The following is a 13,122-nucleotide window of genomic DNA, read 5'->3' as shown; positions in this document are numbered from 1 at the left end:
AGTGGGGCGCGGTGGGGCGCGAATGCCGGGACGCGCCTCGGTTGGGGCTCGATTGAGCTGCAAAACGGCATCGGCGGTTGATTGTCAGGGGTGCGCGGTCGACGCCACCGAGTCCCGGGAAAAACAAATCGGGGCAGCCGATGGCTACCCCGAACGTGTGCGCGCGCCTAACCGTCGAAGCGGCGGCGGAACCGGTCCTCCATGCGGCTGGTGAACGAACCGCCGCCCTTGTTGCGGCGCTGACGCAGCGAAGTGGGGGCCGGCCCGGAATGGTCGGCCCTGCCGGACAACCGGGGCCCGGTGATCGCGAAGATGACTCCGCCGAACATGACGATGAACCCGAAGACGCTGAGAATCGGGAAGTTTCCGATCATCGTTGCCTTGAATGCCACCCCGGAGACCAGCATCGCCAAACCGATGACGAACAGCGCCACGCCCTGCAGCCGCCGACGTGCGGTAGGTGCACGAAACCCGCCACCGCGAACACTTGACGCGAATTTGGGGTCCTCGGCGTAGAGCGCGCTCTCGATCTGATCGAGCATCCGCTGCTCATGATCGGAGAGTGGCATTCGTCCCTCCTTGCCGACGGTGTGGCACGTGACTATCGGTGACACGCAGATGCCCGTTGCGGGGGCATTAATTCAATGATACGAGGTCGATCTGCCCCATACCACTGGTTCGCCGCCGATTCTATCCCGCCCGCCCGATGGCCCTCTGCCAGACCGGAACGGCCGTGCGCTACAACCGCCTTCCCGAACCGCGGCGGCTCGCCGGCCCGGTGCCGCGACCGCCCGTCCGGCCGTCGCACCTGAGTCCGATAATGGGCGATAAGACAGGGTCCACTGCGAGCGCCCAAAGCTGAGGTGCCGCACGAGGCCACGACCGATGAGGAGGGGACGCGCGTTGGCGATATTCCTCATCGATCTGCTTCCCAACGACATGGAACGTCGGCTGGGTGACGCCCTGGCGGTGTACGTCGATGCGATGCGCTACCCGCGGGGCACCGAGAACCAGCGCGCCGCGATGTGGCTCGAACACATCCGGCGGCGGGGCTGGCAGGGCGCGGGCGTCGTCGAAACCCCGGAAGCCGAAGACGCAGGCGCGCAACCGCCCTCGGCGGAAGACTTGGCCAGCGCCCCGCTGCTCGGCGTGGCCTACGGCTATCCCGGTGCGCCCGGGCAATGGTGGCAGCAGCAGGTCGTGCTGGGCATGCAGCGCGGCGGTTCGCCACCCCAGGAGATTTCCCGGCTGATGGACAGCTACTTCGAGCTGACCGAGCTTCACATCCATCCCCGCGCCCAGGGCCGCGGTCTCGGCGAGAAGCTGGCGCGACGGCTGCTGTCCGGTCGCGCCGAGCAAAATGTGCTGCTCTCCACGCCGGAAACCAACGGTGAGCCCAACCGCGCCTGGCGGTTGTACCGCCGCCTGGGATTCACCGATGTCATCCGCGGCTACCACTTCGCCGGCGACCCGCGGGCGTTCGCGATCCTGGGCCGCAAGCTCCCGCTGTGACACCCGAAGTCGGCACACACCGGAAGACTCCATTAAGTGGCGCATCGGATCTGGCACGATGACGTGGTGCGAGCCAGCTCTCCCCCGTCCCGCAGCCGAAAATCCCGAGCGTTTCGAGCTCGGCGGCGCCGCCTGACGGCCATCGCGATGTTGCTGCTGCTCGTGCCGCTGGCCACGGGATGCCTGCGGGTCAGGGCCTCGCTCACCATCTCCCCCGACGACCTGGTGTCCGGCGAGATCGTCGCCGCCGCCAAGCCCAAGACTTCCAAAGACACCGGTCCACAATTGGACAGCAACAACCTGCCGTTCAGCCAGAAGGTGGCGGTATCGAACTACGACAGCGACGGCTACGTCGGCTCGCAGGCGGTGTTCTCCGATCTGACGTTCGCAGAGTTGCCGCAGCTGGCCAACATGAACTCCGACGCCTCCGGGGTGAACCTGACGCTGCGCCGCAACGGCAACCTGGTGCTCCTGGAGGGCCGGGCGGACCTGACCTCGCTGACCGACCCCGAGGCCGACGTCGAGCTGACCGTAGCCTTTCCCGGAGTGGTGACCTCGACCAACGGCGACCGGGTCGAACCCGACGTGGTGGCGTGGAAGCTCAAACCCGGCGTGGTGAGCACCATGACCGCCCAGGCCCGCTACACCGACCCCAACACCCGGTCCTTCACCGGAGCGGTGGTGTGGCTGTGCATCGCGTCGTTCGCGGCCGCGGGCGTGGTGGGTCTCTTGGCCTGGGTCAGCCGGGACCGGTCACCGCGCGTGACCGCGCCGCGTGACCAACCGCCGCCGAGTTAGCTGTACTGACCCGCCGGTGACCAGTAGGCGAGCATCTCCGCGAACGTCTGGAAGGCCGGCCCGGAATTCCCGTAGGTCGCCTCGAGATGGATGCTCAGCGGGAAGCCGAGCTCGGCGACCCCGTCGATGACGCGTTTGTAGAGGTCGACCATTTGTTGGCGCTTCTGCGCCGGTTCGCCGGCGGCCAGCTGCTTGACGAACTCCTGCTCGGCCGCCACCGCCGGATTGCCGGGATCCTGGATGAGCCAGTTGATCAGTCCGACCCGGCTCTCCATCTTCGGTACGAAGCCGAACGACAGCAGGATCTCCGGCCGGTGGTCGGTCTTTTCGGCGAACTCGCTCAGGAAGCCCACGATCGCGTCGGAGTACAACAGCTGGGTCATGCCGTACGTGGCTCCCTGGTCGCACTTGAAGTTGAACCGGCCCTGTTCGCCGTCCCGGGTGGGGATCAGGATGACGCCGCGGTTGGTCACCAGCTCGCGGTAGATCGACAGGGCGTCGGTGGGGGCCACGCCGGAGCCTTCGCCGTCGTTCATGGTGCGCGGCACGCCGACGAAGACAACGCCTTCCATGCCTGCCGACGTCAGCTCGGTCAGCCGCGCGCGCAGGGACGGCTCGTCCATGAACGCGGTGACCTGCGTGCACAGGCCCTTGATGCCGGGAAGTTCCGGCCTGACGACCGACCAGAAGTCGAGCACGTCCAACTTGGGTTTCATCTGAATGGGACGGTCGTCGTCCTCCGCGATGATCCCCGGAATCATCACGTGCCGGATCCGGCCGTCGAGGCCGGACTCGGCGGAATTCCGCACCACTTTCTGCGCCTCTTCGAGTGCCCGCTCCCGACCCTCGTCGGCATTCGGCGGCACCAGCTCGAGCGCAATGGTGTTGAGGGTCACGCGGCTTCTCTCCATCTGACGATTCCCGGGGGCGCGCCCTGTGGGCCGCGCGGATTCCGCGCGAGCCCCAGCGCACCCGCCAGCATAGGGGCGGGTTAGTGAGGCAGGCGAAGCAACTGGGTCCGGCGGTCCGGGTCATGTGCGGGGCGGCCCGGGTGTGGCGGCGAATACACTGGTCGGGCCTGGAACACCCAGTCAGCCGAGCAGAAAGGGGTGCCGCGCTGAGCCCAGGAGCTTCAGAAGCAGCGGCAACCGTCGAGTTGACCGGGGCCATCACCGACCAATTGCGGCGGTACATGCATGACCGGCGCGCCGAGACCGCGTACATCGGTGACGACTACAGCGGCCTGATCGCGGCGCTGGAAGATTTCGTTCTCAACGGGGGCAAGCGGCTACGGCCCCTGTTCGCCTATTGGGGTTGGCGCGCGGTGAACTCCGAATCCCCCAATGAGCAAGTGCTGCTGCTGTTTTCAGCTCTCGAGCTGCTGCACGCCTGCGCGCTGGTGCACGACGACGTGATCGACGACTCCTCGACCCGCCGGGGCCGGCCGACCACGCACGTGCAGTTCGCGAAGCTGCATCGCGACCGGCACTGGCAAGGCTCGCCCGAGCGGTTCGGCATGTCGGCCGCCATCCTGCTCGGCGATCTCGCGCTGGCGTGGGCCGACGACATCGTCTTCGGTGTCGAGTTGACGCCGCAGGCGGGGCGCCGGGTGCGACGGGTGTGGGCCAACATCCGCACCGAGGTGCTCGGCGGGCAGTACCTCGACATCGTCGCCGAGGCCAGCGCGGCCGCCTCGATCGCCTCGGCAATGAACGTCGACACCTTCAAAACGGCCTGCTACACGGTGTCCCGGCCGCTGCAGCTCGGGGCGGCCGCCGCGGCCGACCGGCCCGACGTCCACGACGTCTTCAGCCAGTTCGGGACGGACCTCGGGGTGGCGTTTCAGCTGCGCGACGACGTCCTGGGGGTTTTCGGTGACCCCGCGGTCACCGGTAAGCCGTCCGGGGATGATCTGCGATCCGGCAAGCGCACCGTGCTGCTGGCCGAGGCAGTGGAGCTGGCGGAGAAGTCAGACCCGGTGGCGGCCAACCTGTTACGGACCTCGGTGGGGGCCCGCCTGACCGACGCGCAGGTAAATCAGCTGCGCGACGTCATCGAGGCGGTGGGCGCCCTGGCCGCGGCCGAACAACGGATCGCCACGCTTACCCAGCGGGCGCTGGCCACGCTGGCGGCCGCGCCCATCAACACCGCGGCCAAAGCGGGGCTGTCCGAACTGGCCAAGCTGGCCACGAACCGGTCGGCCTGAACCGATGACGACGCCCACCGACAGCCCCGCAGCGGATTCGCCGACCGCCAAATCGTCTCGGGGCGAATGGTTTTCACAGCTGAAGGCGTTCGTCGCCGCCGGCGACTCCGGACCCGCGAAGCTGGGCCTGCTGGGATCGGTGCTGATCACCCTGGGCGGCCTGGGCGCCGGCAGCACGCGCCAACACGACCCCCTGCTCGAATCAATGCACATGTCCTGGTTGCGTTTTGGCCACGGGCTGGTGCTGTCGTCGATCGTGTTGTGGACCGGCGTCGGCCTGATGCTGATCGCGTGGCTGAGCCTGGGCCGCCGGGTGCTGGCGGGCGAGGCGAGCGAGTTCGTCATGAAAGCCACCACCGGCTTCTGGCTGGCGCCGCTGCTGGTGTCGGTGCCCGTCTTCAGCCGGGACACCTACTCGTATCTGGCGCAGGGTGCGCTGCTGCGCGACGGCCTGGATCCGTACACGGTCGGTCCCGTCGCCAACCCGAACGGCCTGCTGGACAACGTCAGTCCCATCTGGTCGATCACGACCGCGCCCTATGGCCCGGTGTTCATTCTGGTGGCGAAAATCATCACCATCATCGTGGGCAACAACGTGGTGGCGGGCACCGCGTTGCTGCGGCTGTGCATGCTGCCCGGCCTGGTGCTGTTGGTCTGGGCGACACCGCGCGTGGCGCGCCACCTGGGCGCCGACGGTTCGACGGCGCTGTGGATCTGTGTGCTCAACCCCCTGGTGCTCATTCATCTGATGGGCGGTGTGCACAACGAGATGCTGATGGTGGGGTTGATGGCCGCCGGTGTCGCGCTGACGTTCGGTGGCCGCCACGTTGCGGGCATCACGCTGATCACGGTCGCCATCGCGGTCAAAGCCACCGCGGGCATCGCGCTGCCGTTCTTGGTGTGGGTGTGGATGCGGCATCTGTGCGATCGACGTGGGTATCAGCCGGTGCCAGCGTTTTTCGCGGCGACGGCGTTATCGCTGTTGATCTTCGCCGTGGTCTTCGCGGTCCTGTCCGCGGTGGCCGGCGTCGGGCTGGGCTGGCTGACCGCGCTGGCCGGTTCGGTGAAGATCATCAACTGGCTGACGGTGCCGACCGCGGCCGCCAACCTGATCCACGCGATCGGCAGCGGGTTCTTCCCGGTGAGCTTCTATCCGATTCTTCGCGTCACCCGGCTGGTCGGCATCGCGGTCATCGCGGTTTCGCTGCCGCTGTTGTGGTGGCGGTTTCGCCGCGACGATAGGGCCGCGCTGACCGGCATGGCCTGGTCGATGCTGATCGTGGTGCTGTTCGTGCCGGCCGCCCTGCCCTGGTACTACTCATGGCCGCTGGCGATCGTCGCCCCGCTGGCGCAGTCGCGAAGCGCGGTCGCGATCATCGGCGGCTTGTCGACCTGGGTGATGGTGATCTTCAAACCCGATGGCTCCCATGGCATGTACTCGTGGCTGCACTTCTCGCTGGCCACCACCTGCGCGCTGATCGCCTGGTACAGCCTGCATCGAGCACCCGCACGGCAAACCGAGGGAGCCGACGTCACCGTCGGATGAGCGACCGGGCTCAGTAGGCCATCGCTTGTGCCCGGCGCACGACTTCCCGCGCTTGATGGGCGTGCAGGGCGTCGACGGGACGCGCGTTGTTGAGGGCATCCCGGCTGCCGTCGTGGGTGACCGTCAACGAGGGGTCCCTGGTGAACAACCAGCGCACGATCTCCGTGTCGTGATAGCCGCCGTCGTGCAGGATTGTCAACAAGCCCGGCAGGCTTTTGACCACCTCACCGGATTTGGTGAAGAACAACTGCGGTACCACCAGGCCCTCCCCGCGCCGGACCGCAACCAGGTGGCCATCCCGGAGTTGCTGATGCACCTTGGTGACCGGCACCCCCATCAATTCGGCGACCCGCTTCAAGTCATAAATCGGCTCGTCGGGCTCGAGCACATCGTCGCCGGCAGGAATACTGCTCATCCGGGCAAGTGTAGGCCTAGATGCCGACCTTGAGCCCGTGTTCTGCCGGGCAATCCCGGGCGCGCACTTACGATGGCCCAGTGGCCAAAGCCGAACCGCCCGGCCCTTCCCCGCGAGCGGGCGGGACCCCCGCCTCGGGCCGGGCCGGGCCGCATCGTCGCCGACCCGAAGCCGGGCCGGCCGATCCCTTGGACAACGCTTTGCTGGACGGCCGCTACCGGATTCAGTCCCGGATCGCCAGCGGCGGAACGTCGACGGTGTATCGCGGCCTGGACACCCGGCTGGATCGGCCCGTCGCGATAAAGGTGATGGATTCCCGCTACGCCGGCGACGCGCAATTCCTGACCCGGTTCCAGCGCGAGGCCCAAACCGTGGCGCGGCTCAAGGATCCCGGGCTGGTGGCGGTCTACGACCAGGGCCTGGACGCCCGGCACCCGTTTCTGGTGATGGAGCTCATCGAGGGTGGCACGCTGCGCGAGTTGCTGGGCGAACGCGGACCCATGCCTCCCTACGCGGTCGTGGCGGTGCTTCGTCCGGTGCTGGGCGGGCTGGCCGCCGCGCACCGGGCCGGCCTTGTACATCGCGACGTCAAACCCGAGAACGTGCTGATCTCCGACGACGGCGAGGTGAAGATCGCCGACTTCGGGTTGGTCCGGGCCGTCGCAGCGGCCGGAATCACCTCTGCCAGCGTGATTTTGGGCACCGCGGCCTACCTGTCACCCGAGCAGGTGCGCAACGGCGACGCCAGTCCGCGCAGCGACGTCTACTCCGCGGGGATCATGACCTATGAGCTGCTGACCGGGCGCACGCCGTTCACCGGCGATTCGGCGTTGTCGCTCGCCTACCAACGGCTCGACACCGACGTGCCGCCGCCCAGCGCGGCCATCGACGGTGTGCCCGCGCAATTCGACGAATTCGTGGAGCGTGCGACTGCCCGCGACCCGGCTGAGCGTTATGCCGACGCGATGCAGATGCGTGCCGACCTCGATGCGATCGCCGAAGAGCTTGCGCTGCCAGATTTTCGGGTGCCGGCGCCACAAAACTCCGCACAACACCGGTCGGCGGCGCTGCAGCGCAGCCGGACCACCCAACGCCCGGCCACCGCGCAGCAGCCCGCGCCAGCCGGGCCGGCGCCGGTGCGTCAACCCACTCGCCAGATGACACGGGGTCCCGAGGATTGGCCGGAGCCGAACCGCCCCGCACCGACCGACGACGAGCCCGACGATGAATACGAATACGAGCCTGTCACAGGCGAATTCGCGGGCATCCCGATCAGCGAATTCGTGTGGGCGCGCCAGCACGGCCGGCGCATGGTGCTGGTCTGGGTGGCGTTGGTGCTGGCGATCACCGGGCTGGCCGCCACCGCGGCGTGGACCGTCGGGAGCAATCTCAACGGATTGGTGGCCGGGCAGGGCCCGGCGAACACCTCTGGAGGAAGTCAGTCGCGCAGCATCTCGGCAACGAGGAAGGCCAACTCCAGCGACTGCTGGGTGTTCAGCCGTGGGTCGCAAGCGGTTTCGTAACGGCCGACCAAATCGTTGTCCGAAATGTCTTGCGCCCCACCAAGACACTCGGTGACGTTCTCGCCGGTGATCTCGACGTGGATGCCGCCCGGGTGGGTGCCCAGCGCGCGGTGCACCTCGAAGAAGCCCTGCACCTCGTCGACGATGCGGTCGAAATGGCGGGTCTTGTAGCCGTTGGACGACTCGTGGGTGTTGCCGTGCATCGGATCACACTGCCAGATCACCTGGTGACCGGTGGCCTGGACCTTCTCCACGATCGGGGGCAGCAGATCGCGAACCTTGTTGTTGCCCATCCGGCTCACCAGGGTCAGCCGGCCGGGCTTGTTGTGCGGGTCGAGCCGCTCGACGTATTCGACGGCCAGTTCGGGGGTGATCGTCGGGCCGATCTTGACCCCGATCGGGTTGGCGATCACCTCGGCGAAGGCGACGTGGGCGCCGTCGAGCTGGCGGGTCCGCTCGCCGATCCACACGGTGTGCGCCGACAAATCGTACAGCCGTGGTTCGCCGCCGTCGCTCTGGGAAAGGCGCAGCATGGATCGCTCGTAGTCGAGCACCAAAGCCTCGTGGCTGGCGTAGATTTCGGCGGTCTGCAGGTTGCGGTCGGCCACCCCGCAGGCGCTCATGAAGCGCAAGCCGCGATCGATTTCGGTGGCCAGCGCCTCGTACCGGGCGCCGGCCGGCGACGTCCGGACGAACTCCCGGTTCCAGTCGTGCACCGAATGCAGCGAGGCCAATCCCGAAGACGTCAGCGCCCGAACCAGGTTCATCGCCGCGCTGGCGTTGGCGTAGGCGCGCACCAACCGCGACGGGTCATGCTCGCGCACGGCGGCGTCGGGGGCAAAGCCGTTGATCATGTCACCCCGGTAAGACTTCAGCCCCAGCGCGTCGATGTCGGCCGACCGCGGCTTGGCGTACTGCCCCGCGATGCGGGCCACCTTGACCACCGGCATGCTCGAGCCGTAGGTGAGCACCACCGCCATCTGCAACAGGGTGCGCACGTTGGCGCGAATGTGAGGTTCGGTGTTCTCGGTGAACGTCTCCGCGCAGTCGCCGCCCTGCAGCAGGAACGCCTCACCCCGGGCCACCTGGGCGAGCTGCTCTTGCAGCCGGAGGATCTCCGACGGCACCGTCACGGGCGGGACGCTCTCCAGGACCGTACGCATCGCCGTCGCCTGGTCGTCAGGCCAGCTGGGCTGCTGGGCGGCCGGTTTGGCCAGCGCGGCGTCCAACCGGGCCCGCAGATCGGTCGGCAGCGGCGGCAACGGCGGCAGCTGATCGATCGGTATGTCGACGGTCCAGTTCATCGGTCCATCTTAGCGGGGGCGCGCACGCCCCCGGTCAGGGCTGATCTGCGCGAACGTGACTCGCCGGCGTGTTCGGCCCGCGGTTCAGTCGCCGGATGTGATGAGCCGAAATCTGCGGAGCTGATCGCGCGCATCGACCAGCGCGTCGTGCGCATCGGGCGGCCGCGGCGGCATCCGGGGGCTGCCCCGGTCTTCCCATAGCTGCCGCAGTTCGCGGGTGAAGCGGGGAATGGACCGCGGCAGCTCCGGCATGGTCCCCCACAGCTGGCACAAGGCCACGTGGTCGTAGGCCGCCACCCACGCCCACAGCTCGATCGGCTCGCGGGCCGCCCCCCCAGAATCCAGGCCGAAGAAGGCCTCCAGGTCTTCCCGGATCTGCCGGCGTGAGCGCCACTGCTGCGAGGCCGGCGGCGGCAACTTGGGCAGAACATTGGCGCGCACCCAGGGCCCGGCGCGCTCGGGGTCGAATTCCGTGGACACCGCGTAGTACTCCCGGCCGTCTTCGGCGGCCACACCGATCGAAATCAGCTCGATGGTGCGGCCGTCCTCGATGAATTCGGTGTCGTAGAAATACCGCACCCGGGGAAGCCTAGACCGACGACGGCTGGCGCCGGAACGACGCGAGCGAGGAGCCGGGCGATCGGGGCCGCGGACTATCGACTGATCAGGATGGGCCCAGTGGGCGCAGGCGCGGGGTGGACCTCGTGATCGAGCGTCGCGTCGACCGTGCGTTCGTCGGGCAACCGAGGTGTGCCGGCGATGGCGCACTGCAAGTACAGCTTGGCGCGCACCACCGGGCGCCGCAGCGTCCGCTCGCGTTGCAGCGCGCGGCGCATCTTGTCCGGCCGCGTGGAGTACCGCCAGCGAGCCCACGGGGCGTGCGGGCGCGACAACCGGATGGCGCCGATGACCAACAGGATGACCAGGAACATGCCCAGCAGGCCGGTCCACACCTTGCCCTTGAGCACCACCACGACCGCCATCGGCAACGTCAACGCCATCGCGCTGCCCACCACGGCCCGCAGCACCGTCGAGTCGGCACCGTGCCAGATCGGCAGGAAGAACATCAGCGGATGCAGTCCCATGATCAACAGTCCGGCGACGGCCACCGCGGCGAACACCGCGTCCACCGAGGTGCGGCCGTCCTCTGACCAGTAGACGTCCGACAGGTGCAGGATCAGTGCGTACTCGTCCAGGACCAAAGCGGCCCCGATTCCGAAAAGCGTTGCAGCAACGATGAACTCGGGCTCATGACCATCGATTGACAGCGTGACCAGCATCAAGCCGGAGAGCAGGGTCAGCACCACCCCGAAGGTCACGTGGTGGATGTGAACCCCCCCGACGTGGACGTTGCGCGGGTGCCACCACCGCGTGGGGCGGCCGGCGCCGGCGCGGTGGCGGATGAAGCGCACGAACGTGCGCGTGACGAAAAACGTCAGGATGAAGGCCACCAGGCAGCACAGCAGTGGCAGGTGGCCACTGTCGTGGACATCGTGTGCGAACCATCGGGTCACCTCGGCCACGAACGAACGGAGCACCCCTGAAACCTACGCCTGTCTGCGCCATCGGGGTGGGACCCGCGCTGCACCAGGCGGGTCGGGGACCGGGCACCCATTACGCTGTGGTGCGACATGAGTACACGGCAGGCGCCCGGCGCGGGCAATCGACCCGGGTGGGTGCTGTGGTGGGTGCCGGCTTGGCTGGTGGCCGCCGCGGGGCTGAGTTATGCGGCGTGGCAGCTGTTCGGGCACACGCCCTATCGCATCGACATTGACGTGTATCAGATGGGCGCCCGGGCCTGGATGGACGGCCACCCGTTGTACCGCGGGGATGCGCTGTTCCACACACCGATCGTGGATCTGCCGTTCACCTACCCGCCGCTGGCGGCCATCGTGTTCTGCCCCTTCGCCTGGATGCACATGCCCACCGCCAGTGTCGCCATCACCGCTTTGACGCTGGTGCTGCTGGTCGTGGCGACGGTGATGGTGCTGGCGCGCCTGGACGTGTGGAGCACCTCGGCGGCCCTGCCCGGCCCGGCCTGGCTGCGCAGGTTGTGGCTGGCCATCGTCGCCGCGGCGGCGGCGTCGATCTGGTTGGAACCGATCAGCTCGAACTTCGCCTTCGGCCAGATCAACGTCGTACTGATGACGCTCGTGATCGCCGACTGTCTGCCGCGGCGCACGCCGTGGCCGCGCGGTTTACTGCTGGGCCTGGGCATGGCGTTGAAACTGACCCCGGCGGTGTTCCTGCTCTATTTCCTGCTGCGCCGTGACAACCGCGCGGCGCTGACCGCGCTGGGATCTTTTGTGGGGGCGACGCTGCTCGGCTTCGTTCTGGCGTGGAACGACTCGTGGGAGTACTGGACGCACACCGTGCATCACACCGACCGGATCGGTTCTGCGTCCCTGAACACCGATCAGAACATCGCCGGCGCCCTGGCCCGGCTGGGGCTGGGAGAGCAGGAACGGTCCCTGCTCTGGGTGGCCGCGTCGCTGCTGGTGCTCGCGATGACCGTCTGGGCGATGCGACGGGCGCTGCGCGCCGAAGAGCCCACCCTTGCGCTGGTATGCGTCGCGCTGTTCGGATTGGTGGTGTCGCCGGTGTCCTGGTCGCACCACTGGGTCTGGGTGCTGCCTACGCTGCTGGTGACCGGAATTTTGGGCTGGCGTCGACGCAACGCGGCGCTGCTGGTGATCACGACTATCGGAGTGGCGCTGATGCGCTGGTCGCCGATCGACTTGATGCCCAAGCATCACGAGGCCAGCGCGGCCTGGTGGCGGCAGCTGGCCGGGATGTCCTACGTGTGGTGGGCGCTGGCGGTCATCGTCACTGTCGGAGTCACCGTCACCGCCCGCAGGGTCGCGCGGGATGCGGCTCCGCAGCAGCTGACGCCGGTGACCGCGGCCGGCTAACCGGCGGCGGTTTCGGGGATCCGCACGGCCTCGCCGTCGGCCGCGTCGTCACTGCCGTCCTTCTTCAGGCTCGCCGCGTAGATGTCGACGTATTCCTGGCCGGACAACCCCATCAGCTCGTAGATCACCTCGTCGGTCACGGCCCGCTCGATGAAGCGGTTGCCGGCCAGCCCGTCGAACCGGGAAAAATCCATCGGCTTGCCGAAGCGCACGGTGACCCGGCCGAATCGCAGCATGTTCGTCCCGGGCGGGTTGACGACGTTGGTGCCGATCATCGCGACCGGGATCACCGGGACACCGGTCTCAAGGGCCAATCGCGCCAGCCCAGTCTTGCCCTTGTACAGCCGCCCGTCCGGCGAGCGCGTCCCCTCGGGGTACATGCCCAGCAACTTGCCCTGGCTCAGCACCTGCTGGGCGGTGTTGAGCGCGGCCTGGGCGCTGTCGGCGTCGGTGCGATCGATCGGGACCTGGCCGACGGCGGTGAAGAACCACCGCTGGAACCAGCCCTTCAAACCGGTGCCGGTGAAATATTCCGACTTGGCCAGGAACGTGATTCGGCGCCGCACCACCAGCGGAAGGTAGAAGCTGTCCATCACCGCCAAGTGGTTGCTGGCCAGGATCACCGGCCCGGAACTCGGAACATGTTCTAAGCCTTCAACTTTCGGCCGCCCCAGCAGCGACAGCAGCGGGCCGAGGAGCACGTACTTGAATAGCCAGTACCACATGGCGCTCCCTCTCGGCTGTCCCGCTGATGTTCTGCGCCAACTGTACCCATCCCCCTCGGCAGGGACCACCTGCGATGCAGTCCGCTCATTCCTCGAGCGTGACCGGGATGGGCTGATAACGGGTCCGCGACATGGCGTCTTTGGCGTCGCCCGGCGGGGCGGGGCCGTCGCCGGGGGGACC

General features: G+C 67.8%; 12 protein-coding genes and 1 pseudogene. 6 read left to right on the top strand and 7 right to left on the bottom strand.

Annotation, left to right across the window (positions count from 1 at the left end; translation table 11 throughout):
- Nucleotides 1–167: 167 nt before the first annotated feature.
- Entirely contained in the window at nucleotides 168–569 is a 402-nt protein-coding gene (locus A5753_RS17080) for a DUF3040 domain-containing protein (protein WP_067130572.1), read from the bottom strand.
- A 334-nt stretch (nucleotides 570–903) separates the two neighbouring features.
- Between A5753_RS17080 and A5753_RS17075 the strand changes: the two genes are divergently transcribed.
- Together A5753_RS17075 and A5753_RS17070 are read left to right on the top strand one after the other, a co-directional pair.
- A complete protein-coding gene (locus tag A5753_RS17075; RefSeq protein ID WP_067130569.1) occupies nucleotides 904–1,512 on the top strand; it encodes an N-acetyltransferase in 609 nt (202 codons plus the stop codon).
- Nucleotides 1,513–1,659: 147 nt separating this feature from the next.
- Nucleotides 1,660–2,310, top strand: a complete 651-nt coding sequence (locus A5753_RS17070; RefSeq protein WP_067130566.1) for a DUF3153 domain-containing protein — start codon at nucleotides 1,660–1,662, stop codon at nucleotides 2,308–2,310.
- Here A5753_RS17070 and A5753_RS17065 read toward each other — a convergent pair.
- Nucleotides 2,307–3,206 (bottom strand): mycobacterial-type methylenetetrahydrofolate reductase, encoded by a 900-nt coding sequence (locus A5753_RS17065; RefSeq protein ID WP_067130563.1) that lies wholly within the window; start codon nucleotides 3,204–3,206, stop codon nucleotides 2,307–2,309. The genes A5753_RS17070 and A5753_RS17065 overlap by 4 nt on opposite strands.
- A 260-nt stretch (nucleotides 3,207–3,466) precedes the next feature.
- On the opposite strand from A5753_RS17065, the gene idsA2 reads away from it, so the two are divergent.
- Together idsA2 and A5753_RS17055 are read left to right on the top strand one after the other, a co-directional pair.
- Nucleotides 3,467–4,516 (top strand): bifunctional (2E,6E)-farnesyl/geranyl diphosphate synthase, encoded by a 1,050-nt coding sequence (gene idsA2, locus A5753_RS17060; RefSeq protein ID WP_067130560.1) that lies wholly within the window; start codon nucleotides 3,467–3,469, stop codon nucleotides 4,514–4,516.
- A 4-nt stretch (nucleotides 4,517–4,520) separates the two neighbouring features.
- Entirely contained in the window at nucleotides 4,521–6,062 is a 1,542-nt protein-coding gene (locus A5753_RS17055) for an alpha-(1->6)-mannopyranosyltransferase A (protein ID WP_067130557.1), read from the top strand.
- Nucleotides 6,063–6,072: 10 nt separating this feature from the next.
- On the opposite strand, the gene A5753_RS17050 is transcribed toward A5753_RS17055, so the two are convergent.
- A complete protein-coding gene (locus A5753_RS17050; RefSeq protein ID WP_067130554.1) occupies nucleotides 6,073–6,477 on the bottom strand; it encodes an Rv2175c family DNA-binding protein in 405 nt (134 codons plus the stop codon).
- 188 nt (nucleotides 6,478–6,665) lie between these two features.
- On the opposite strand from A5753_RS17050, the pseudogene A5753_RS17045 reads away from it, so the two are divergent.
- Nucleotides 6,666–7,880 (top strand): annotated as a pseudogene (locus A5753_RS17045) (protein kinase); the annotation flags it as partial.
- Nucleotides 7,881–7,915: 35 nt separating this feature from the next.
- Here A5753_RS17045 and A5753_RS17040 read toward each other — a convergent pair.
- The 3 genes from A5753_RS17040 to A5753_RS17030 all read right to left on the bottom strand — a co-directional run bounded on the left by A5753_RS17040 (nucleotide 7,916) and on the right by A5753_RS17030 (nucleotide 10,827).
- On the bottom strand, nucleotides 7,916–9,304 hold the full coding sequence (locus tag A5753_RS17040; RefSeq protein WP_067130551.1) for a class II 3-deoxy-7-phosphoheptulonate synthase: 1,389 nt from the start codon (nucleotides 9,302–9,304) through the stop codon (nucleotides 7,916–7,918).
- 84 nt (nucleotides 9,305–9,388) lie between these two features.
- The gene (locus A5753_RS17035) at nucleotides 9,389–9,883 is read right to left on the bottom strand and encodes a polyadenylate-specific 3'-exoribonuclease AS (RefSeq protein WP_067130548.1); all 495 of its coding nucleotides are present in this window, start codon (nucleotides 9,881–9,883) and stop codon (nucleotides 9,389–9,391) included.
- 74 nt (nucleotides 9,884–9,957) lie between these two features.
- The gene (locus tag A5753_RS17030) at nucleotides 9,958–10,827 is read right to left on the bottom strand and encodes a hypothetical protein (protein WP_369829332.1); all 870 of its coding nucleotides are present in this window, start codon (nucleotides 10,825–10,827) and stop codon (nucleotides 9,958–9,960) included.
- A 108-nt stretch (nucleotides 10,828–10,935) separates the two neighbouring features.
- On the opposite strand from A5753_RS17030, the gene A5753_RS17025 reads away from it, so the two are divergent.
- Nucleotides 10,936–12,216 carry a glycosyltransferase 87 family protein gene (locus A5753_RS17025; protein WP_067130543.1) on the top strand — a complete coding sequence of 427 codons (1,281 nt, stop codon included), beginning with the start codon at nucleotides 10,936–10,938 and terminating at the stop codon, nucleotides 12,214–12,216.
- On the opposite strand, the gene A5753_RS17020 is transcribed toward A5753_RS17025, so the two are convergent.
- Nucleotides 12,213–12,941 (bottom strand): 1-acyl-sn-glycerol-3-phosphate acyltransferase, encoded by a 729-nt coding sequence (locus A5753_RS17020; RefSeq protein WP_067130540.1) that lies wholly within the window; start codon nucleotides 12,939–12,941, stop codon nucleotides 12,213–12,215. The genes A5753_RS17025 and A5753_RS17020 overlap by 4 nt on opposite strands.
- Between the last annotated feature and the right edge of the window lie 181 nt (nucleotides 12,942–13,122).

This window comes from Mycobacterium sp. 852002-51971_SCH5477799-a, assembly GCF_001667145.1.
Classification (GTDB): Bacteria; Actinomycetota; Actinomycetes; order Mycobacteriales; family Mycobacteriaceae; genus Mycobacterium.
The sequence above is the reverse complement of the archived record's forward strand: the minus strand, read 5'-3'. Positions and strand labels throughout refer to the sequence as shown.

Excerpts from the sequence above, each read along its gene's own strand:
- A5753_RS17055 (WP_067130557.1), top strand. The coding sequence starts at position 4,521 with ATGACGACGCCCACCGACAGCCCCGCAGCGGATTCGCCGACCGCCAAA.
- A5753_RS17080 (WP_067130572.1), bottom strand. The coding sequence starts at position 569 with ATGCCACTCTCCGATCATGAGCAGCGGATGCTCGATCAGATCGAGAGC.
- A5753_RS17050 (WP_067130554.1), bottom strand. The coding sequence starts at position 6,477 with ATGAGCAGTATTCCTGCCGGCGACGATGTGCTCGAGCCCGACGAGCCG.
- A5753_RS17020 (WP_067130540.1), bottom strand. The coding sequence starts at position 12,941 with ATGTGGTACTGGCTATTCAAGTACGTGCTCCTCGGCCCGCTGCTGTCG.
- A5753_RS17070 (WP_067130566.1), top strand. The coding sequence starts at position 1,660 with ATGTTGCTGCTGCTCGTGCCGCTGGCCACGGGATGCCTGCGGGTCAGG.
- A5753_RS17040 (WP_067130551.1), bottom strand. The coding sequence starts at position 9,304 with ATGAACTGGACCGTCGACATACCGATCGATCAGCTGCCGCCGTTGCCG.
- A5753_RS17025 (WP_067130543.1), top strand. The coding sequence starts at position 10,936 with ATGAGTACACGGCAGGCGCCCGGCGCGGGCAATCGACCCGGGTGGGTG.